We start from the raw sequence: 19,522 nt of genomic DNA, 5'->3' as shown, positions 1-19,522 counted from the left end.
ACCTGGCACGTGGGAACTCGAGCGAAGGCCGCACAACTTTGCGCTCGGCGCCGGTGGATTGTCAGACGAAGCTGTGGTGACGGCCCTTGGGGAGCATCAGCGGTTTGCCAGAGACCGGGTCGGTGATCACGTCGCTGTCGAGCCCGAATACGGTCCGCACCATGTCCGGGGTGAGCACCTGCTCCGGTGCACCGGCGGCGTGCAGCTGGCCGTCGGCCATCGCGATGAGGTGGTCGGCGTAGCGCGCGGCGAGATTCAGGTCATGTAACACCATCACGATCGTGGTGCCCCGCGCCGCGTTCAGATCGGTGAGCAGGTCGAGCACCTCCACCTGGTGGCTGACATCGAGAAACGTGGTCGGTTCGTCCAACAGCAACACATCGGTGCGCTGCGCCAGCGCCATCGCGATCCACACGCGTTGGCGTTGCCCACCAGAGAGCTCATCCACCGGCCGCTCGGCGAGCTCCAGCGTGTCGGTCACGGTGAGCGCATCGGCCACGGCTTCGTCGTCCGCGGCTGACCACCGGCTGAGGATCCGCTGGTGCGGGTGCCGGCCGCGGCCCACCAGATCGCTGACCGTGATTCCCTCCGGGGCGATCGGTGCCTGCGGGAGCAACCCCAGTTCCCGCGCAAGTTGCTTGGCCGGCATCCGGTGCACGGCTCGCCCATCGAGTAGTACCTGGCCGCCGCGCGGGCCGAGGAGGCGGCTCATCGAACGCAGCAACGTGGACTTCCCGCAGGCGTTTGCTCCGACGATCGCAGTGATCTGCCCTGGCGGGATCGTCAGATCCAGCGATTCGATCACGACCCGTTCGTGGTACCCGACGGTCAGGTTCTCCACGCGGAGTTCACGGTCGCGGGTCACAGCGCACCTCCGGTGCGGTTGGTGCGGATGATCAGATAGACGAGGTACGGGGCGCCGAGCACACCGGTGATCACCCCGACCGGGAACTTCGTTCCGAAGGCGAACTGGGCAGTCAGATCCGCCACCAGGACCAGCAGCGCTCCCACCAGCGCGGCCGGCACGAGCATCGAGCCGCGCGGGCCGACGATCCGGGCGGCAATCGGACCGGAGAGGAAGGCGACGAAGGCGATTGGGCCGGCGGCCGCCGTCGCGAACGTGATCAGCCCGACGGCAGTGACGATCGCCATGATCCGGGTGCGTTCAGTGTGCACGCCGACTGCTCCGGCCGTGTCATCGCCGAGCTGCAGGGCGCCGAGGTTGCGCACCTGGGCCAGCAGTAACGGGCCGAGCACGACCAGCGCGATGGCCAGGGGCGCCGCGTCTTTCCACGACGATCCGTTCAGGCTGCCGGTGAGCCAGCGCATCGCCTCCTGCAGTTCCCACTGCGGTGCCTTGTCGAGGGCGTAGGAGGTGACGCTGTTCAGCATGGCCGCCATGCCGATGCCGATCAGGACGAGCCGGGTGCCCGCCACGCCGTTGCGGTAGGAGAGCAGGTAGACGGCCATCGCCACGCCCAGGCCGGCGAGCACGGCCACCACCGAGACAGTGAAGCCGCCGAGGCCGAAGAAGATGATCGCCACGGCCGCGGCTGCTCCGGCACCGGAGGTGATACCGATGATGTCGGGGCTGGCGAGCGGGTTGCGGAGCATCGTCTGGAAGGTGACGCCACCGAGGCCGAAGCACAGACCGGTGAGCACCGCCACGCTCGCGCGGGGCAGCCGCAACGTGCCGACCGTGAAGTTCGCACCGGAGACGTCCTGACCGAGAAGCACGCCGAGCACATCTGCGGGTGGATAGAAGGTGCGCCCCACCATGAGGGTCACGGCGAACATCACCACCACGAGGGTTGCCAGCAGGGCAATCACGACTCGCCGCCGGCGCAGGCGGGCCCGCCTGCTCGCGGCCACGGCCCGCACCACCGCGGGGTCGGGGGCGGAGAGCCTCTTGCCGTGGCGTTCCGGCCCGACGGCGGTGGGCGCCGCGATCCTGGTTGGTGCGCTCACAGGGCACGCACCTTGTGCCGGCGGACGATCGCGATGAAGAACGGGGCTCCCACGATGGCGGTGATGATCGCCACGTCGATCTCCTCCGGCCTGGCCACCACGCGGCCGAGTACGTCCGCCGCAGTGAGCAGGATCCCACCACCGAGTGCGCTCAATGGCAGCAGCCACCGGTGGTCCGGACCCGCGAGCATGCGGCACGCGTGCGGCACCACGAGCCCGACGAAACCGATCGGCCCGGTCACGGCGGTCACGGCACCGGCCAGCACCACGGCACCGAAGGCGGCCACCCCCCGGGTCACCGCCACCCGCTCCCCCAGCCCGGCGGCGAGTTCGTCCCCGAGGGCGAGCGTGTTCAGCCCCTTCGCCATCAGCAGGCAGATGCCGAACCCGACCACGAGGAATGGCAGTACGGTGCTGATCGACGCGGCCGTGGCGCCGCCGACGCCCCCGATCTGCCAGGACGTGGCACCTTCGGCGATGTCCCGGCGGGGCAGCACCACGGCGGTGACGAGTGAGGCGAGCGCGGCGGCGGTGGCCGCCCCGGCGAGCGCCAACTTCAGCGGAGTGGCTCCCTCCCGGCCGAGCGAGCCCACGAGGTAGACGAAGGTGGCGGTGGCGCCGGCTCCGATGATCGCGAACAGGATGTACGAGGTGGCGCTGGCCAGCCCGAACCAGGCCAACCCGATCACCACGGCCAGCGACGCCCCGGTGGTCACGCCGAGAATGCCCGGATCGGCCAGCGGGTTCCGCGTGACGCCCTGCATCACCGCACCGGAGACCGCCAGACCTGCACCGGCAAGGACCGCCATCACGGTGCGCGGGATCCGGCGTGCGACGGCGCCGTGGTCGAAACCCTCCGTCGATCCGCCCAGCGCCGCAAGGATGTCCTCCATGCTCACCTCACGTGACCCGTACGCCACGGAGACGACCATGACTGCGAGCAGGGCCGCCGTCAGGGCGCAGAGGGCAAGCACGCGCACCCGCCGCGAGCGCTGGAGTGTGCCTGTGGCAGATCCGGCTGCGGCGGGTGGCGTGGCGGTGGCCGTGCTGATGGAGTCTCCTTAGCCGTTGGCGGCGGCGCCGGCGAGGAGCGCCACGTACTGCTCCACCAGGTCGGTCTCGGCCACCTGGAGCGGTGTGGGGTTCGCGGCAGTGCCGAGCGGTGAGTCACCGTCGAGGTTCACCACGGCGTCATTCGCCACGGCGGGCAGTTGGGAGAGCAACGGGTCGGCCTCGAGGGCGTCGATGAGCTCCTGGCCGCCGTAGGTCACGAACACGTCCACATCGTCGAAGATGTCGGCCTGTTCGGTGCTGACGCTGCCATTCCAGACGGTCGGGTCAGTCGAGACCTCCTGGAGGCTGGCCGGGATCGTCATGCCCAGGTCCTCGAAGAACTGGGTGCGGGTGTCATAGGCGTTGTAGAAGTTGACTTCACTCAGGTCCGAGGGATCCACATGGGTGACCATCATCGCGGTGGCACCCTCCAGCTCGGGGTACTCGGCCACGGCGGCGGCGATCTTCTCCTCGAGCTCGGTGACCAGGGCGTCACCCTCCTCGGCCAGGCCGAGCGCGGTGGCGTTGACCTCGATGATCTCGCGCCACGGCGTACCCCAGGCGGTCTCCGGGTAAGCCGCCACGGGGGCGATCTCGGAGAGCGTGTCGTAGTCGTCCTGGGAGAGCCCGGAGTATGCGGCGAGGATCACGTCGGGATCGGAGTCAGCCACGGCCTCGAAGTCGATGCCATCGGTCTCGTCGTACAGCACGGGCATCTCGGCGCCGAGCTCGTCCAGCTTGGCCTCCACCCACGGGTGCACACCGTTGTCGTCGTCATCGCCCCAGGCGGTCAGCGGCATGCCGACGGGCACGATTCCGAGAGCCAGCGCCACCTCGTGGTTCGCCCAGCCGATCGCAGCCACCCGCTCAGGCTGCTCCTCAATCGTGGTGGTGCCGAGAGCGTGCTCAACGGTGATGGGAGTCCACTCGCCGGACTCTGTGGCCGTGGTCTCCTCCGAGTCATTGTCGGTGGAATCGGCTGCGCCGGAGCAGCCGGCGAGGCCGACGGCGACCAGGGCGGCCGCGGCGATGGCGCCACGAGGTGAAACGCGGAACATGGTGTCCTTCCTCTGCCGCGGGCGGTACCGCGGCCGTGCAGTGTTCAGGGAGTTCGTCAGGCGTCCTCGCACCTGCCGACGGCGGAGCACCCGTTGCGAGTCCAGACGGGCCCGTCTCGTACAGCGCAGGTGAGGTTTGCCTTGCCGAACTTATCCGCACCGGGGAGCAATAAGCAACTCGCCGTGCACATATTTCGCAGTGCGGCCGATCAGGCCCCTCGAGTCCGCGCCGGACGCTGACTTGTGCGGCATCCGCCGGAGATTCGCCGCAGAAGTCAGCGTTCGGCGAGAGGTGGGGAGTCGATAGGGAGTCGGTACAGCGGTATCGGCTGGGAGGCGGCGCCGATAGGGTCGGTCGTGAGACTCAGTCACCGGTGAGAGGGGACGTCATGCAGCAGGTCAAAGCCGTGATCGCACGGAGTCAGGGCGCCCCGGTGGAGTTGGTCACGATCAATGTGCCCGCCCCCGGGCCGGGTGAGGCAGTGGTGGCGATCCAGGCGTGCGGGGTGTGCCACACCGACCTGCACTACCGCGAGGGCGGCATCAACGACGAGTTCCCGTTCCTGCTCGGCCACGAGGCGGCCGGTGTGGTCGAGTCGGTCGGCGAAGGTGTGACCTCCGTGGCTCCCGGCGATTTCGTGGTGCTCAACTGGCGTGCCGTGTGCGGTCAGTGCCGCGCCTGCAACCGTGGCCAGGCGCAGTACTGCTTCGCCACCCACAACGCCACCCAGAAGATGACGCTCGAGGACGGCACCGAGTTGAGCCCGGCGCTCGGGATCGGAGCCTTCGCGGACAAGACCCTCGTCGCGGCCGGGCAGTGCACGAAGGTCGATGCCGAGGCTCGCCCGGCCGCGGTCGGCCTGCTCGGATGCGGCGTGATGGCCGGAATCGGCGCAGCCATCAACACTGGCGCCGTGACGCGTGGCAAGTCCGTGGCCGTGATCGGTTGCGGTGGTGTGGGTGCGGCAGCGATCGCCGGTTCCGCGTTGGCCGGCGCGAGCCCGATCATCGCCGTGGACATCGATCCCAAGAAGCTCGAGAAGGCGAGAACCCTCGGCGCCACGCACACTGTCGACTCATCCCAGGAAGACCCGGTGGAGGCGATCAAGCGGATCAGCGCCCAGACCTATCCCGGCGCCGAGGGGGCGGATGTGGTGATCGAAGCCGTCGGCCGGCCCGAGACCTGGAAGCAGGCGTTCTACGCCCGCGACCTGGCTGGCACGCTCGTTCTGGTGGGCGTTCCCACCCCGGATATGCAGGTCCCCGAGATCCCGCTGATCGATGTGTTTGGCCGCGGCGGGGCGCTGAAGTCGAGTTGGTACGGGGACTGTCTGCCCAGCCGGGACTTCCCCATGCTGGTGGACCTGTACCGGCAGGGCCGGCTGGACCTGGATGCCTTCGTCACCGAGGAGATCGGCATCGACGGTGTGGAGGCAGCCTTCGAGAAGATGCACCACGGTGACGTCCTGCGTTCGGTGGTGGTGCTCTGATGACTGCGCGTGTGGATCACACCGTCACCAGCGGCACATTCAGCCTGGACGGCGGCACCTTCGATGTCGACAACAACGTGTGGGTGGTGGGCGACGATGCCGAGTGCATCGTGATCGACGCCCCGCACTCGGTGGAGGACATCCTCACCCTCGTGGGCGGCCGAACGGTCCTCGCGATCGTCTGCACGCACGCCCATGACGATCACGTGCGTGTGGCGCCCGAGCTGGCCGAACGCACCGGGGCGCCGATCTGGTTGCACCCCGACGACGAGCCGCTCTGGGAGCTCACCCACGCGGGCTCGCGCTGGGATGACAACCTCACCGACGGCCAGGAGATCGCCGTCGCCGGAACGACGCTTCGGGTGCTGCACACCCCGGGGCACGCGCCCGGTGGGGTGTGCCTGTACGCGCCCGATCTGGGGTGCGTGTTCACCGGCGACACGTTGTTCAAAGGGGGGCCCGGAGCCACCGGTCGTTCGTTCTCGGACCTTCCCACTCTGGAAGCCTCGATCCGGGCGAAACTGTTCGCGCTGCCGGAGGAGACGGTGGTGCACACCGGGCATGGGGAGGGCACGACCATCGGCGCGGAGGCGGATCGCTTGGGGCGCTGATCCTGTTTCCCTCACGTCGATGGAGCCAGGGTCAGTCCTCGGCCTCACGGAGCACATCGACCACCAGCCAGCCCAGTTCTGTGCGGGTGAGGAAAAGCCGGAATGTGTGCCCCCAGGCCTCCTCGAGCGTGGTCGTGCCGTCAGGGTGATGCTGAGTCAGGTCGTCGATCTCAAGTGCCAAGTCGACGTAGTAGACCGCAGCGCCCGAATTGAGGTCGTAGTCCAGACCACTACGGACCAGATCGGCGTGTACCTCACCTCCGCTCGCGTAGACACCGCGTGCGTTCCGGTCGGCAACGAGATCATGCACCCTGGCGCAGAACACACACTCCGGACCGCTCAGCGCGGCCCACTCCTCCAGATCGCCCGTTGCCTGGGCGTACTGCATCAGCTGGACGTAATAGGTCGCTGCCGCAATAGCGCCGTCGACTGACTCCTCCGCCATGCCGACAGGTCGTGCGACCGGATCCACGGGCGGCGCACCGGACTGGTCATTCGCGCCTACGCTCGATGGGCCATCCGCGCCCCGGGTGACGCGATCCTCCGATTCGGCCGTGCACCCCGCCATGAGCGGGAGCGCGAGAAGAAGGGTAGCGCCGAAGCGTGATCTCCGCGTGCTCGGGTTCATCCATGCGACGCTGCCAGAGTCTTCCGTGCGCTGCAGGAGGCCTGTGGATAACCGTGGGCCGCGGCCCGTGGATCGCTCACCGCCGAATCACCGGGTGGCCGCCGGCGGCCGGCAGATCAGCACCTCACCCTCACCGGTGATGCTCAGCTCACCCGCCGCGTGCGGGGCCACCGCCGTCGCGCCACGTTTCAACGTGACCCGCCCGTCAGCGCTGTCCCGGCCGGTCACCGCCACCTGCCCGCTCAGCACGATCACGACGGCGAAGCCCGCCTCCACCTGAATCTCACCCTGGACGCGTTCACGCCCAAGGCGGAAGTACGGGTCCGCCGCTGCGGGGAACACTGACGGGCCGAACCCAGCGGGCCGCACCAGCTCGGCGATCTCCTGCCGTGTGCGCGCCCGTCGTTCCATGGCCTGCAATGCCAGGTCGTACCCGATGCCGAGGTGACCATCATTGGGCCCGTCGATCGGATAGCCCTTCCACTCGAGCATGAGCGAGAAGTCCTCCGGCTCCTGCAACTCCACCAGGAGCAGCCCGCCGCCGATGGCGTGCAGCACACCGGCGGGCACCAGCACCACATCGCCGGGATTGACCTGTACCTCGTGCATGAGCCCCAGGATCTCCTCGGCATCCTGGCGCTCCAGCACAGCGGCCAGTTCGTCTGCGCTGAGGTCCTCCTTCAGCGCCAGGTGCAGACTGCCTCCGGTGAGGAGGAACCACGCCTCAGTCTTGCCGTGCGAGGCGGCGAAGTGCGCCTTAGCGAACGCCCGGTCCGGATGGGCGTGCACGGGCAGCCGCTCCCCCGCATCCAGCAGCTTGACCAGCAGCATCGCGTCGGCGCCGTAGGCCGCCACATGGTCAGGTCCTAGCCACCACTGCGGGTCGGCCTCGATCGCCGCCCGCAGGTACCGTCCGTCCGGCAGCCGGGTGAGCCCGGTCGGTGCCTCGCCGTGGACAGTGGTGGCTGAGCCGACCCAGTCCTCGGGCTCGTACTCCCCGACGGCACCGTCGCCGCGAAGCTCGGCCAGCCCGGTGCCGCCCCGGTAGAACCTGTCCGGTGGGCGGTTGGCAGGCAACGGGATCACAGTCATCGGTGAGTTCCTTCCACAACAGCAGAGCGATCGATGGTGAGTGCGGCGACCATGCCGCCGACGAAGGTGTCGCCGAGGCCGATCGTGGTGGGGGTATCGGATTCCAGCTGCAGGGCCGGTAGGCACACCAGGTCCGCGGATCCGCCGATCGTTCCGGCCAGTTCTGCGGCTCGGTCCTGGACCGGCAGCAGGCCGGTGGCCTCATGATCGGAGCGAGTGGCGCCGTCGCCACTCAGATAGCGGGTACCCGCGGCCACGATGCCCGAACGCAGCGCTGGAACAAGCCCGCGGGCAGCGGGCCCGACGGCTGCGGCCCAGTGCTGGGTATGCACCACGAGGGTGCGTGCGCCGATCTGTTCCCGCGCCTCCCGCAGGGCCTGCTCGACGGCGGCCGCCTCGTGCAGGTCGAACGTGCGGCCCAGGTGGCCGAACAGTTCGTCCTCGTTCATGCTGACGACGTCAGCGAGGGTGGCCATCGTGGCGAGCACCTGCTCCCCCAGCGCGGCAACGTGCTGACCGGCATCCTCGAAAAGGACGACTCCGCCGTCGGGCATGGCCTCGACCACCTGGGCGATCCTGCTCAGGCGGTCCTTCACGAGGACCGGGTCCTGCATACTGTTCAGCCCGGTGACCAGCAGCACACCCAGATGTGGTGCAACCTGGGCGATCTCATCGCTGAGCAGGAGGTCCCGGTTCGGCGGGTCGTTGACGTAGATGAGCCGGTTCGCCTTCGGTGCGCTCACGTCCAGCAGATCGGTGTGCACGCGCGCCCCGCGGGGGAACTGCACAATCAGATGCGGGTGCAGGGAATCCTTGGTGGCGCTGCTCAGGCGTTGAATCTCCTCGGGCAGCAGCTCCCGCATGATCGGATTCGTGCTCACCAGGTGCACCATGCTCGGCACGCCGAGGGTACGCAGGGTCAGCGCGGCCCGGATCCCGGTGCCCCCGAGGGTCCACCGGTGCTGGAAGAGTCCGGGGAAGGTGCCGAGCGTGTCGGCGTCGGCCACGAACCGTTCACCGCCTTGACCTGCCTGGACGAACGCGAGGATGGAGATCACGAGGCTTCGCTGGTCGGTGATCTGCACACCCGTATCCAGCTCGCCGGAGGCGATGCCGTGCTCCGCGGCGAGGCGCGTGAGCACGGCATCGTCCCAGGTGATCTCAACGTCGACGTTGCCGCCGAAGCCGAGCAGTACTTCCGGTGTCACGGTCAGACCCGCGCCTGAACGCCGCTGATCGCGGGCACACCAGCTGCCTTGCCGTCGGCGCCGAAGAGGCGAATCTTGTGCGCCGCCACCTTCTTCATCGCCTCGATGCAACGCGGCTGAATCACGTTCGGCTCCCGCACCTTGGCGTCCTTGAGGACCTCGCGCATCTCCTGGTGGTAGGCCACCTTGATGTCACTGGAGATGTTGATCTTGTTGATGCCCAGCTTCGCGGCCTGGCCGATCTCGGCGTCCGGGTTGCCCGATCCGCCGTGCAGCACCAACGGAATCTGCACCGCCGCCTTGATCTCGCGCAGCAGATCGATCTTGATCTGCGGGGTGAACTCCGGCGGGAAGAGCCCGTGTGAGGTGCCGATCGCTACGGCGAGGCTGTCCACCCCGGTCGCTCGCACGAACTCCACAGCCTCGTCCGGGGTGGTGTAGATGATCTCCTTCGCACCCGCTTCACCGTAACTGTCCGCAGCACCGATGGTGCCGAGCTCGGCCTCCACGCTCACACCCACGGCGTGCGCGGTCTCGACCACGCGCTTGGAGATGCGCACGTTCTCCTCGAAGGAATCCATCGACCGGTCGATCATCACCGAGGTGAACCCGCCCTGAACGGCGGTGAGCATCTCCTCGTAGCTGCCGCCGTGGTCCCAGTGGATCGCCACCGGCACGCTCGAGCGGTGGGCCCGTGCCCGGATCGCAGCCACCGCGTCGATTCCGAAATGGGCCACCTCGTCCGGGTGGATCGCCACGATGAGCGGCGCATTCTCGGCCTCACTGATCTCGATGATCCCGTTGAACATCGCGTAGTCGCTGATGTTGAACGCCGGAACTGCGTAGTTCCCCTCGTGGGCGGCGGTCAGCAGGACATTTCCATTGGTGAGCACACTTACTCCTTGTTGTGGTGGTGGGATCAGCCGGTGGGGTCAGTTTTTGACCGCACCCGAGGTCAGGCCGCTCATGAAATAGCGTTGGAAGAAGAGGAAAAGGGCGAGTACGGGAATGGACCCGAGGATGCTCATCGCCATGATCTCGTTCCATTGGAACGAATGCTGGCCCATGAGCAGTTGCAGTCCGATGGGTACCGTGCGCATCGATTCACTGCTGGTCAGGGTCAACGCGAAGAGGTACTCGTTCCAGGCGATCATGAACGTGTACACGCCCACGGAGACGATCCCGGGTACCGAGACCGGCACCAGCACGCGCCACAACGCCGTCATCGAACTGCCGCCGTCCACCCGGACGGCCTCATCCAGCTCTCGCGGGAGCGAGTTCATGTAACTGGTCATCATGATGATCGCGTACGGAAGCGTGAACAACATATAGGTGAAGATCAGGCCCGGGTAGGTGTCATACATCTGCAACCCCACAATGATTCCGAAATAGGGAATCAGCACGGTGATCGGAGGTACCGCCTGCACGCTGATGATCAACAGTTTCAGCGGGTGCTTGGCTCGGAAGGCGAACCTGCTGAATGCGTAGGCCGCATGAATCGCGACGAGCAGGGTGAGGATCGTCACGCAGATCGCCACCACGTAACTGTTGGTGAAGAAGCGCAGCCTGCTGGGGTCACCGAGGATGGCCAAGTAGGAATCGAAACTGAACGATTCGGTGAGCAGCCGCGGCGGGAACTCGAAGATCTCCCGGTTGGACTTGAACGAGCTGGAGAGCATCCACAGCACCGGCAGTCCGGCGAATGCTGCGCCGATGAGCAGCCCGATCCAGGTGAAGATCCGCGCCGGGAGGTGGCGGGGCGGCGATTTCGTGGTGGTTACTCTCGTCGTGGTCGCTGACGTGGTGGTCATGACTCCCTCGCCTTCTCGTGCCGCACGTAGAAGAACGCGAGCACCATCGAGACGGCCAGGACCAGCACGGCACTGGCCGATGCGAGGCCGAACTCGTAGTCGTCGAAGGCCAGCTTGTAGGTGTAGGTGCTGAGCATCTCGGTGGAACTGAGCGGTCCACCGCCGGTGGTCATCCAGATCAGCGCGAATTGCTGCGCCGAGGTCCAGATCATGTCGAGCAGCAGGAGGCTGATGATGATCTGGCGCAGTTGAGGCAGGGTCACGTGGAAGAACTGCTGCACCGGTGAGGCACCGTCCACGCGGGCCGCCTCGTACAGATCGCCAGGGATGCCTTGCAGCCCGGCGAGCAGGCTCACCATGAAGAACGGGTAGCCGGCCCAGATGTTGATGACCGTGACAGTGCCGAGCGCGAGCTTCGGGTCGGCGAGCCATTCCACATCGGTCGAAAGCAGGTAGTTGATCACTCCGCTCGGCGCCAGCAGCATCCGCCACAGCACGGCGATCACGGCCACGGTGAACAGCCACGGCATGATGTAGATCGCCCGCAGCACGGTGCGGCTGGTGGCCGAGATCCGCTTGCTGTTCAGCAGCATCGCGAAGGTGAGGCCGAGGATCATGTGCGCCACCACGCTCACCACGGTGAAGACCACCGTGTTGCGCAGGGCGATGTGGAAGGTCGGGTCGGTGGCGATCTCGACGAGGTTCTTCGTGCCGACGAACTCGGGGTCCGGGTTGGTCACCACGTTGTCCATGAACGCATAGCCGATCACCAGCACGATCGGCAGCACCATGAGCACGGCGAGCAGGATCAGCGTGGGCGAGAGGAACGCCAGCGGCTCGAGCATGCGGCCCACGTGCGATCGCCGTCGGGGCGCCGCCGGCGGTGTGTTCGCGCCCGACGGCGCAGGTCCAGTGGCCCCGGACGTCCTCGCCGAGGAGGCGGGTTCTGATGCGAGGGGTGTGATCATGTTGGTCCCCGTTCCCCCTGCCCGTCACCATGGCGGTGACGGGCAGAGCGACGGATGCCTCCTAGAACTCGTCGGACCAGGCGGTCTGGGTCTGTTCGAGCATCTGGTTGACGTCCTGGTCACCGTTGAGGGTGGCCTGGAGCTGTTCGGCGAAGGAACGCATCAGCTGCTCGGCGGCCGGCAGACCGGAGAACTCGTTGACGGGGGTGGTGTTCTGGTAGATCTCGAACGCATCCGCCATCAGCGGGTCGTCTTCCACGAAGTCCGGCACGGCCTCGGTGTTTCCGGGGAAGCCGTTGGCGATCGTGGAGAGGTCGCCGTTCGTCTCGGTCTCCATCAGGTACTCGATCAGCGCGAACGCTTCTTCGGGGTGTTCGCTGCTCTCGGCCACGCCGATCCCCCAGGAGGCGTAGGTCAGTCCCGACTCACCCGAGAACCCTTCCTCGGTCGGGATGGGTGAGACGCTGAAGTTGAGATCCGGGTTGGTCTCCTGGAGCAGGTTGATGTGCGCGAGCGAGGAGATCATCATTCCGACGCGGCCGTTGGTGAACTCTTCGACCTTGTCCGGCTCCTTCATGGTGAATGATCCGGGCGCCACGGCCCCGGCGTCCCAGAGCTGCTGCACGTACTCGATGGCCGCCGTCATCTCGGGGTTGGTCAGATCGGGCTGACCGTCGGCGAGCATCGAACCGCCGGAGGACCACACCCACGGCATCACGTCGTTGAGCACGCCGTTGGGCTGCTCGAGGGAAAGCGGTAGCGCCCAACCCGTGGTGTCACCGCCGAGCTCGGAGATCGCGACGGCCGCGTCGAGGAACTCTTGCCGTGTGGCCGGTGGTGCGTCGATTCCGGCCTCGGCAAGAAGGTCGTCGTTGGTGAACAGCGGGTAGATGAAGTTGACCACCGGGATCATGTAGGTAGCACCGTCCACCTGCACCTGGCTGGCGAGCTGGCTGTCGTCATAGCCGTACTCGCTCATCAAGGCGCTCAGGTCGGCGATGGCGCCCTGATTGGCAAAGTCGTTGACCCAGACGGCGTCCAGGCCCATCACGTCGGGCATCGTGCCGGAGGCGGAGCCGGCGAAGAGTTGTTCCTGGGTGGAGGCGTACGGAGCGGAGACGAGTTCGACGTTGACGTTCGGGTTCTCCTCCTCGAAGCCGGCGATGATCTCGGCGAATGCGCCGTCGGGGAGCTCCGGCTCCCACCACTGCGCGAACTCGATGGTCACGTCGCCGTCACCGCCGGCGTCTCCACCGTCACTGCAGCCAGCGGCCACCACGAGACTCAATGCGGCTAGCCCGGCGGTGCCGGCGAGCCTCCGTGTGCGTCGAGCACCAGTGCTCATGTCCTACTCCTGTCGTCATCGTCAGTCTGAGCCTGCCGGAGCGTGCGCTTCATTGCCGCTCCATGCAGTTTTTTGCTGTGTTCTGCAACGCTACTGCGACGGACTGGTCACGTCAAGGCGCAGCCGGGTGCCGGCGTGTGGCCCCTGGATTGACCGGCATCGCGCCATCAGGGAGCGGCTTTCGTTGCCACGATGGCGCCCGGGCCAGGTGTCACGGTGGACAGCAGAACCGTCGCAGCGCGACTGCTGACGCGCCGGTTTACGCGTTTTTCTGCAGGAGTGATGCAAATCGTGCTACGAATGAGGCATGTCCCGCGCTGATTCCGCCTCCAGTGACCGTTCTCGTCACCTGCCCGCGCACCGCCGCGGCGCACTGGCCGACTTCGTCGCGGAACGGGGGCAGGTCGCAGTGGCCGAGCTCGCCGAACGGTTCCACGTCTCGATCGACACCATCCGGCGCGATCTGGACCAGTTGGACACCGATGGCCTGGTGATCCGCACCCACGGCGGCGCCGTCAGCAAATCGGCCGCCCCGGTGGGAGACCGCAAACTCGACCTGCGGCTTCACATGCATATCGAGGAGAAGGAGACGATCGCGGCCCTGACTGCGCGGCTGGTGCAAGACGATTCGGTCATCATGCTCAACGGTGGGACGACCACACTCGCCGTGGTCCGACACCTGCGCGAGCGGCGCGGATTGACCATCGCCACGAACAACCTTCGGATTCCGGCGGAGCTGCCCGCAGGTATGCAGTGCGAGCTCTACGTGTTCGGAGGGCACGTGCGTACCGTCGCGCAGACGACCACGGGATCGGTGTCCTTCGGGGTGACGAACCGCCCGGACGAGATCGCTGTGCGGGCGGACCTGGCGATCATCGGCGTCGGTGCCGTGGCGAGCACGGGATTCTCCACCAGTAATGTGGGCGATGCGGCCATGATGGCCGAGATGATGGACCATGCCGAGCGGGTGGCAGTGGTGGCGGATTCGTCGAAGTTCGCCCGGCCCCTGTTCGCTCAGATTGCCGCACTCGATCGGGCCACCTACCTGATCACCGATGCCGCTCCCCCGCCGCCGATCGCCGCGCAGCTCAAGGAGTGCGGGGTCTCGGTCATCACGCCCTGAGGCCGGCACCACCGCCTCAGCCACGCGGCCACGGATCCCCGCTAGACCGGATCGTCCTGCCGCGCCGGTGCCGTCTCCGGCGCCCGCAACCACGGGATCGTCGCGAGCAGCGCCACCACCCCGGTGGCGGCGAACGCCCACGCGAATCCAACCTGGTCGGCCACCACACCGATCAGGATCGGCCCCAGAATGGCGCCGGAATCTTGTGACATCTGGAACGCCGCGAGCACTTTGCTCCCACTGCGGTCCGTCCCCACCACATCCGCCAAGGACGCCTGCTGGGCCGGATTCATCAACCCCGCCCCCACGCCGGAGAACACCGACAACGCCAACAGCGCCGCCAGTGAGTCCGCCACCCCCATCACCCCGAGGCCCAACCCGGTCACCACCAACCCGGTGAGCACCACCGGGCGCCGACCCGCGGAATCCGCCCATCGCCCCGAAATCTGCAGAGCCCCTGCTGTTCCCACTGAGGCGAGCGCCAGCGCCGCTCCGGCCACCCAGGTCGCATCGTGCACCGCCACCGCCAACTGCGGCAGCACTGCCACTCGCACGCCGAAATTGCACCACCCGTTCGCGAACCCGGAAACCAGGGCGGCTCGGTAGGTCTGGATCCGCCATGCCTGCGCCACCTTCATCGGCGGTCGCTGCGTCTCGTCGGGCCCACCTGAGCCCACCCGCGCCCGCGGGCCACGCAACCGCACCGCCACGATGGCGGCCGCCACCAGCAGGAATACCGCGTACACCACGAACGGCACCCGCAGGCCGAATTCGGCCAGCAACCCGCCGAGCACCGGGCCGAGCATACCACCGAGCAGGAATGAGGTGGCATAGGCCGATGAGCATCGGCCGCGGATCTCCGGCGGCGCCATCCGCACCACCAGCGCCATGGACGAGACCGTGAACATGGTCGAGCCGATCCCGCCCACGCCGCGCAACACCAGCAGTTGCACGTACGACTGGGCGAACGCCGTCGCCAACGAGCTCAGTGCCACGATCACCAGACCGGTCAGGTAGATCGGTCGCTCTCCGAGCCGTGCCACCAGCGCTCCGCCGGCTGGGGCGAATGCGAGCCGGAAGAACGCGAACACGCTCACCACTACCGAGGCCGCGGCCACACCCACGTTGAAGGATCGCGCGTACGCGGGCAGAACCGGTGAGACGAGACCGAATCCGATGGCGATCACGAAGGCGGCCGCCACCAGCACCTTGATCTCGGTGGGAATGGAGGGACGGTTCACTGCTCGATCCTAGGCAGTCCTCGACGGCGGTTCGCACCACCATCGCTGCAGGCGGACACGGACCCGGCACCAGCACGGCCGGCTGCGGCAGCAACCTGCTCAGGGCTGCCGATGCACAGGGCTGTCAATGGACCGAACCGTCAATGCACAGGGCTGTCGATCCGCGCTCAGCGCTCGTCGGCGGGCTCGACCCGGAGCGTGCACGCCCGCGCCTGGGCGCTGAGCATCGAGTCGATCGAGGCCTGTGGTGCGCCGGTGTACTTGCGCAGCAGTTCGGCGTCGATCAGTTGCTGCACCGGATCATCGGCCGGCACATAGCTGGTGCTGACCCGCTCGCGCGGCAGTTCCAAAGCGGCGGCACGGTCACGCTCAGCGAGTGCACCGTCGCCCATGGCGAAGGCAACCGGGCGCCCGGCCAGGACGTGCCGGTACCACCAGGAGCCGTCACCGTAGGCTGAACGCAGGTACGCCTGGCCGTCAACCACCATCGACCAGATGGGGGTGGCGATGGCGGCGCCGTTGGCCCGGGTGGTCACGACCGCCACCACGGGCGTCGTGTCGAGCAGTTCCGTGACGGCATCGAAGGTCATGTTCAGTCAAGACGGTGCCAGTGCCGGCTATTCCCGCAGGCCCGCCCTACGCCGATTCGCTCAGAACCAGTGCAGCGAGTGGCAATACGTCGAGCCCTTCGCCGCCCTCGCGCATGGCCCCGATCTGGACGTACCCGCCTTCGACTTCGGTGTCGATGAAACCGGTGGCCCCGGGTCCCGGCGCGGACGTGATCAGGCGGGCATGATCAGGCGGGCATGATCAGGCGAGGGCAAGCTCCAGTGCCCGCTGCACGTGCAATCGCGTCGTGGGGAAGAACGGGACGGGCACGTCCTCGCCCGTGATGAGCAGCTCGATCTCGGTGCAGCCGGCGATGATTCCTTGCGCACCGCGCTCGATGAGCCGGTCGATCGCCGCCAGGTAGTGGGCCTTGGACGCCGTTTCGATGCGGCCCTGGACGAGTTCGTCGTAGATCACCTGGTGCACCGTGGTGCGGTCCGGCTCGTCCGGGACGAGCACGCTCAATCCGCGCGCGGTGAGCCGCCCGCGGTAGAAGTCGCCCTCCATCGTGTAGCGGGTGCCGAGCAGCCCGACGGCGTCCAGCCCGGCCGCGTGCACGGCGTCCGCGGTGGCGTCGGCCAGGTGCAGGAACGGCACGTCCAGGGCGGCCTCGATCGCATCCGCCACTCGGTGCATGGTGTTGGTGCACAGCAGGATGAGTTCGGCTCCGGCGTCCTGCAGGAGGCGGGCGTCCGCAGCGAGCATGGCGCCCGCGGTGTCCCACTCCCCTGCCGCCTGGAGTCGTTCGATCTCGGCGAAGTTGTAGCTGCGCACGATCAGGTCGGCTGAGGCCACCCCGCCCAGACGCTCCCAGACTCCCTCGTTGAGGAGGCGCTCGTACTCGATCGAACTTTCCCAGCTCATTCCACCCAGCAGACCGATCCGTCGCATGCTCCGAGTGTGCCCGATGTCGGTGTTGATGGCCGACGGCGTCCCTCACCGTCCGTGCGCAGCTGCCCTGACCGCTTCGGTAGCCGAGCATCTCCCCGTGGCGCCGGGACAGAAGCGGTCTCCCGCCAGCCACGCGAGAGACCGCTTTCTGCTTTCCCTGCCAGGAACTACTCGATATCAGCCATGCTGGCGCCGATGGAGCGCCATCAGGACTCCGCCGGCACAGAGCAGGGCCGCGGCCACTCCGAGAGCCGCGAGGGCCGTCGACGGCCCGGTCTCAGCGAGGTCATCGTCACCGCTGGGCGCCCCGCTCGCGGGGTCACCGTCCTGGTCCACCGGCGGTTCGGTCGGCTCCGGTGCAGGCGGGTCGGTCGGCGCCGGCGCCGGAGTCGGCTCGGGTGGCACTGGATCGGTGACCGATTCGAGGCCGTCGATCGCTGCCCCGAGCGCGGCGAGCGCCGCATCGACCTGTGCCTGATCCTGGGCATCGGCGAGGACGGCTTCCGCCGCCGCGATGGCGCCGAGGAGTTCGGTGACCGACTCCTCGGTGTAACCCTCTGTATCCAGGGCGCGGGCCTCGAGCACCAGCGCCTCGAGCGCGACGGTGTCGGGCTCGGAGCCCTCATCGATGCACTCGGCGTATGCCTCGGCGTCCGGGCTGAACCGGAACCAGTCGAACGTCGCGTCGATCTCCGGGGTGGACTCGATGCCCCGGAACGCGTACGGGCCCACGTGGGTGAAGCCTGCCTCGGCAACGTCGATTTCGCGCCCGTACCGGGTGAAGGTCTCGCCGTCGTAGGAGACGCTCGCGCGGATGGTCGATCCGTCGCTGGTGTAGCGCAGCCAGATCGTGCTCGTGCCCTCGATCTGTGGCGGCGCTGCGTCCTGGCGGTTGCTGCCATCTCGGTGGTAGACGAGTTCCACGGTCGGTCCAGGTGTCGCCTGGCCCAGGTCGAGTTTGGCGTAGTGAGAGTCGTCGGTGTAGAGCAGCAGACCCGCCTGCTGGAAGCGCTCCTGGGCATCGATAGTGACCCGGGTGGTCACCTGCCAGGGTGCGTCCGGCAGCTCCTGCTGGAGTAGCGGCGCCGCGGACACCCCGCCCGTGGAGGTGGGAATGCTCAGTGCGCCGTCGCTGACCTCGTGGGCAGCGACGTTCTCGCGGATGACGCGATCCCACGTGTCCTCGGCGAGTGAATCGCCGTCGAACTCGTCGCTGCCGGCCACCGCGCAGCGGGCGAACACCGGGTTCTCGGGATCTTCGGGGAAGCCGCCGAACGGCGGCGGGAGGATCACCTCGGCCCCTTCTTTCGCGTAGGCGATCGTGGCACCCAGGCGGTCACCGGACTCGTAGAACAGGTACGTCTCGCCGTCAGCGGTCACGATGTCCGGCGCAGCCACCCGGCCGACGTCATCGCCCTGCCCGCTGGATGAGTGCAGCAGGATCGGCTCCTCGCCCACATCTCGCAGGGATTCGTCGATGGTGCGCGCGTACGAGTTGCCGCTTGAGGCGTGGTAGATCACGTACAGCTGATCGTTCCATTCCCAGAGGTTGCCGCCGGAGACGTTCTGCCCTTCTTCCTCGCCCGGGGCCACCACGTAATCGGGATCGACCGTCCAGGTCCGTCCATCCACTGACTCCGCCAACCGGATGCGGCGCACGTCGTCAGTCTCATTGCCCATGTAGAACATCCCGTAGGCATAGTCCGAGTCCGGATCCGGATGGTCGAACACCCGGGCGTAGCTGGTCTCGGTGACTGCTGGCCCGCCCATGCTGTTCTCGACGGCGATGCCGCCGTAGTCGAAGGTGACTCCATCGTCGCTCTCGGCCCAGCGTGTCTGCGCGTTGCTGCCGTGGAAATACAGGAACATCCGCCCCGCTTCCTCGTTCCAGATCGCGTCAGCGCTGGAGACATGCGGCACGTCGTAGTGGTCACCCCACGTGTTGGTGATCAGCGGGTTGTCGCCGTACTCGGTCCATGGCCCCTCGAGGCTGTCGGCGTACATCATCGCGATTCCGCCTGGGTCATCGTGCGGGGCGTAGTACAGGTACCACTCGCCCAAGGGGTCCGACAGGTGCTCTCCGGCGTGGAACACGCTCGGGAAGATGAACTCGTCCGTCGGGTTGAAATCGAGCTCGTCCTTGTCGGTGATGACCCCTTGGTAGCCGAACTCCGGCCAACCGGGGGGCGGGTCCGCCGTCTCGGCGGCAGCCGGTAGAGCCGCACCGGCCACCGTCACCAGGGCGAACCCGGCTGCGATCAGTGCCGCGACGGCTCGTCTGCCGCCCTCTCGTGCGATCGTCATCGATCTTCCTCTCTCCTCGCTGCACCCGCGGCACCGCTGCCGAAGATGCGACCAGTTGACACCGTCCGGTGTCATCTGCGTAAACTTCCAACCATCCCGCTCATACGCATTAGCAAGCGATG

Annotated in this window: 18 protein-coding genes; 3 read left to right on the top strand and 15 right to left on the bottom strand. The window is 67.4% G+C overall.

The window, feature by feature from the left end; translation table 11 throughout:
• Positions 1-61: 61 nt before the first annotated feature.
• The 4 genes from LQF10_RS07960 to LQF10_RS07945 form a co-directional block, all read right to left on the bottom strand.
• Positions 62-865 carry an ABC transporter ATP-binding protein gene (locus LQF10_RS07960; protein ID WP_231066943.1) on the bottom strand — a complete coding sequence of 268 codons (804 nt, stop codon included), beginning with the start codon at positions 863-865 and terminating at the stop codon, positions 62-64.
• A complete protein-coding gene (locus LQF10_RS07955; RefSeq protein ID WP_231067278.1) occupies positions 862-1,884 on the bottom strand; it encodes a FecCD family ABC transporter permease in 1,023 nt (340 codons plus the stop codon). The genes LQF10_RS07960 and LQF10_RS07955 overlap by 4 nt, the downstream gene beginning before the upstream one ends.
• 80 nt (positions 1,885-1,964) lie before the next feature.
• A complete protein-coding gene (locus tag LQF10_RS07950; RefSeq protein WP_354002639.1) occupies positions 1,965-2,942 on the bottom strand; it encodes a FecCD family ABC transporter permease in 978 nt (325 codons plus the stop codon).
• Between the two features lie 87 nt (positions 2,943-3,029).
• Complete coding sequence (locus tag LQF10_RS07945; RefSeq protein ID WP_231066942.1) at positions 3,030-4,079, bottom strand: iron-siderophore ABC transporter substrate-binding protein; 1,050 nt, start codon at positions 4,077-4,079, stop codon at positions 3,030-3,032.
• Positions 4,080-4,468: 389 nt separating this feature from the next.
• Here LQF10_RS07945 and LQF10_RS07940 point away from each other — a divergent pair, with 389 nt between their 5' ends.
• The gene (locus LQF10_RS07940; protein ID WP_231066941.1) at positions 4,469-5,569 is read left to right on the top strand and encodes an S-(hydroxymethyl)mycothiol dehydrogenase; all 1,101 of its coding nucleotides are present in this window, start codon (positions 4,469-4,471) and stop codon (positions 5,567-5,569) included.
• Positions 5,569-6,180 carry an MBL fold metallo-hydrolase gene (locus LQF10_RS07935; RefSeq protein ID WP_231066940.1) on the top strand — a complete coding sequence of 204 codons (612 nt, stop codon included), beginning with the start codon at positions 5,569-5,571 and terminating at the stop codon, positions 6,178-6,180. Before LQF10_RS07940 ends, LQF10_RS07935 begins: the two co-directional genes overlap by 1 nt.
• A gap of 31 nt (positions 6,181-6,211) precedes the next feature.
• Here the strand turns inward: LQF10_RS07935 and LQF10_RS07930 are convergent, their stop codons facing one another.
• The 7 genes from LQF10_RS07930 to LQF10_RS07900 all read right to left on the bottom strand — a co-directional run bounded on the left by LQF10_RS07930 (position 6,212) and on the right by LQF10_RS07900 (position 13,232).
• Positions 6,212-6,625: a DUF6318 family protein gene (locus tag LQF10_RS07930; RefSeq protein ID WP_231066939.1), complete on the bottom strand. Its 414-nt coding sequence runs from the start codon at positions 6,623-6,625 to the stop codon at positions 6,212-6,214.
• Between the two features lie 270 nt (positions 6,626-6,895).
• Positions 6,896-7,900 (bottom strand): class I mannose-6-phosphate isomerase, encoded by a 1,005-nt coding sequence (locus tag LQF10_RS07925; protein ID WP_231066938.1) that lies wholly within the window; start codon positions 7,898-7,900, stop codon positions 6,896-6,898.
• Positions 7,897-9,108, bottom strand: coding sequence for an ADP-dependent glucokinase/phosphofructokinase (locus tag LQF10_RS07920; protein ID WP_231066937.1), 1,212 nt, complete (start codon positions 9,106-9,108; stop codon positions 7,897-7,899). The genes LQF10_RS07925 and LQF10_RS07920 overlap by 4 nt, the downstream gene beginning before the upstream one ends.
• 2 nt (positions 9,109-9,110) lie before the next feature.
• Positions 9,111-10,001: a ketose-bisphosphate aldolase gene (locus tag LQF10_RS07915; RefSeq protein WP_231066936.1), complete on the bottom strand. Its 891-nt coding sequence runs from the start codon at positions 9,999-10,001 to the stop codon at positions 9,111-9,113.
• A gap of 39 nt (positions 10,002-10,040) precedes the next feature.
• Positions 10,041-10,919, bottom strand: a complete 879-nt coding sequence (locus LQF10_RS07910; protein WP_231066935.1) for a carbohydrate ABC transporter permease — start codon at positions 10,917-10,919, stop codon at positions 10,041-10,043.
• Positions 10,916-11,764, bottom strand: coding sequence for a carbohydrate ABC transporter permease (locus LQF10_RS07905; RefSeq protein ID WP_231066934.1), 849 nt, complete (start codon positions 11,762-11,764; stop codon positions 10,916-10,918). The genes LQF10_RS07910 and LQF10_RS07905 overlap by 4 nt, the downstream gene beginning before the upstream one ends.
• Positions 11,765-11,948: 184 nt before the next feature.
• Positions 11,949-13,232, bottom strand: coding sequence for an ABC transporter substrate-binding protein (locus LQF10_RS07900; protein ID WP_231066933.1), 1,284 nt, complete (start codon positions 13,230-13,232; stop codon positions 11,949-11,951).
• 307 nt (positions 13,233-13,539) lie between these two features.
• Between LQF10_RS07900 and LQF10_RS07895 the strand changes: the two genes are divergently transcribed.
• A complete protein-coding gene (locus tag LQF10_RS07895; RefSeq protein ID WP_231066932.1) occupies positions 13,540-14,355 on the top strand; it encodes a DeoR/GlpR family DNA-binding transcription regulator in 816 nt (271 codons plus the stop codon).
• Between the two features lie 41 nt (positions 14,356-14,396).
• On the opposite strand, the gene LQF10_RS07890 is transcribed toward LQF10_RS07895, so the two are convergent.
• From LQF10_RS07890 to LQF10_RS07875, 4 genes are all read right to left on the bottom strand, one after another.
• Positions 14,397-15,596, bottom strand: coding sequence for an MFS transporter (locus LQF10_RS07890; protein WP_231066931.1), 1,200 nt, complete (start codon positions 15,594-15,596; stop codon positions 14,397-14,399).
• A 167-nt stretch (positions 15,597-15,763) separates the two neighbouring features.
• A complete protein-coding gene (locus LQF10_RS07885) occupies positions 15,764-16,186 on the bottom strand; it encodes a DUF2255 family protein (RefSeq protein ID WP_231066930.1) in 423 nt (140 codons plus the stop codon).
• Between the two features lie 220 nt (positions 16,187-16,406).
• Positions 16,407-17,096 carry an aspartate/glutamate racemase family protein gene (locus LQF10_RS07880; RefSeq protein ID WP_231066929.1) on the bottom strand — a complete coding sequence of 230 codons (690 nt, stop codon included), beginning with the start codon at positions 17,094-17,096 and terminating at the stop codon, positions 16,407-16,409.
• Positions 17,097-17,273: 177 nt separating this feature from the next.
• The gene (locus LQF10_RS07875; protein ID WP_231066928.1) at positions 17,274-19,400 is read right to left on the bottom strand and encodes a beta-xylosidase family glycoside hydrolase; all 2,127 of its coding nucleotides are present in this window, start codon (positions 19,398-19,400) and stop codon (positions 17,274-17,276) included.
• Positions 19,401-19,522 lie beyond the last annotated feature (122 nt).

The sequence above is a fragment of the Ruania halotolerans genome, from assembly GCF_021049285.1.
GTDB lineage: Bacteria > Actinomycetota > Actinomycetes > Actinomycetales > Beutenbergiaceae > Ruania > Ruania halotolerans.
Note: the sequence above shows the minus strand (reverse complement) of the source record. Positions and strands in the feature narration are given on the sequence as shown.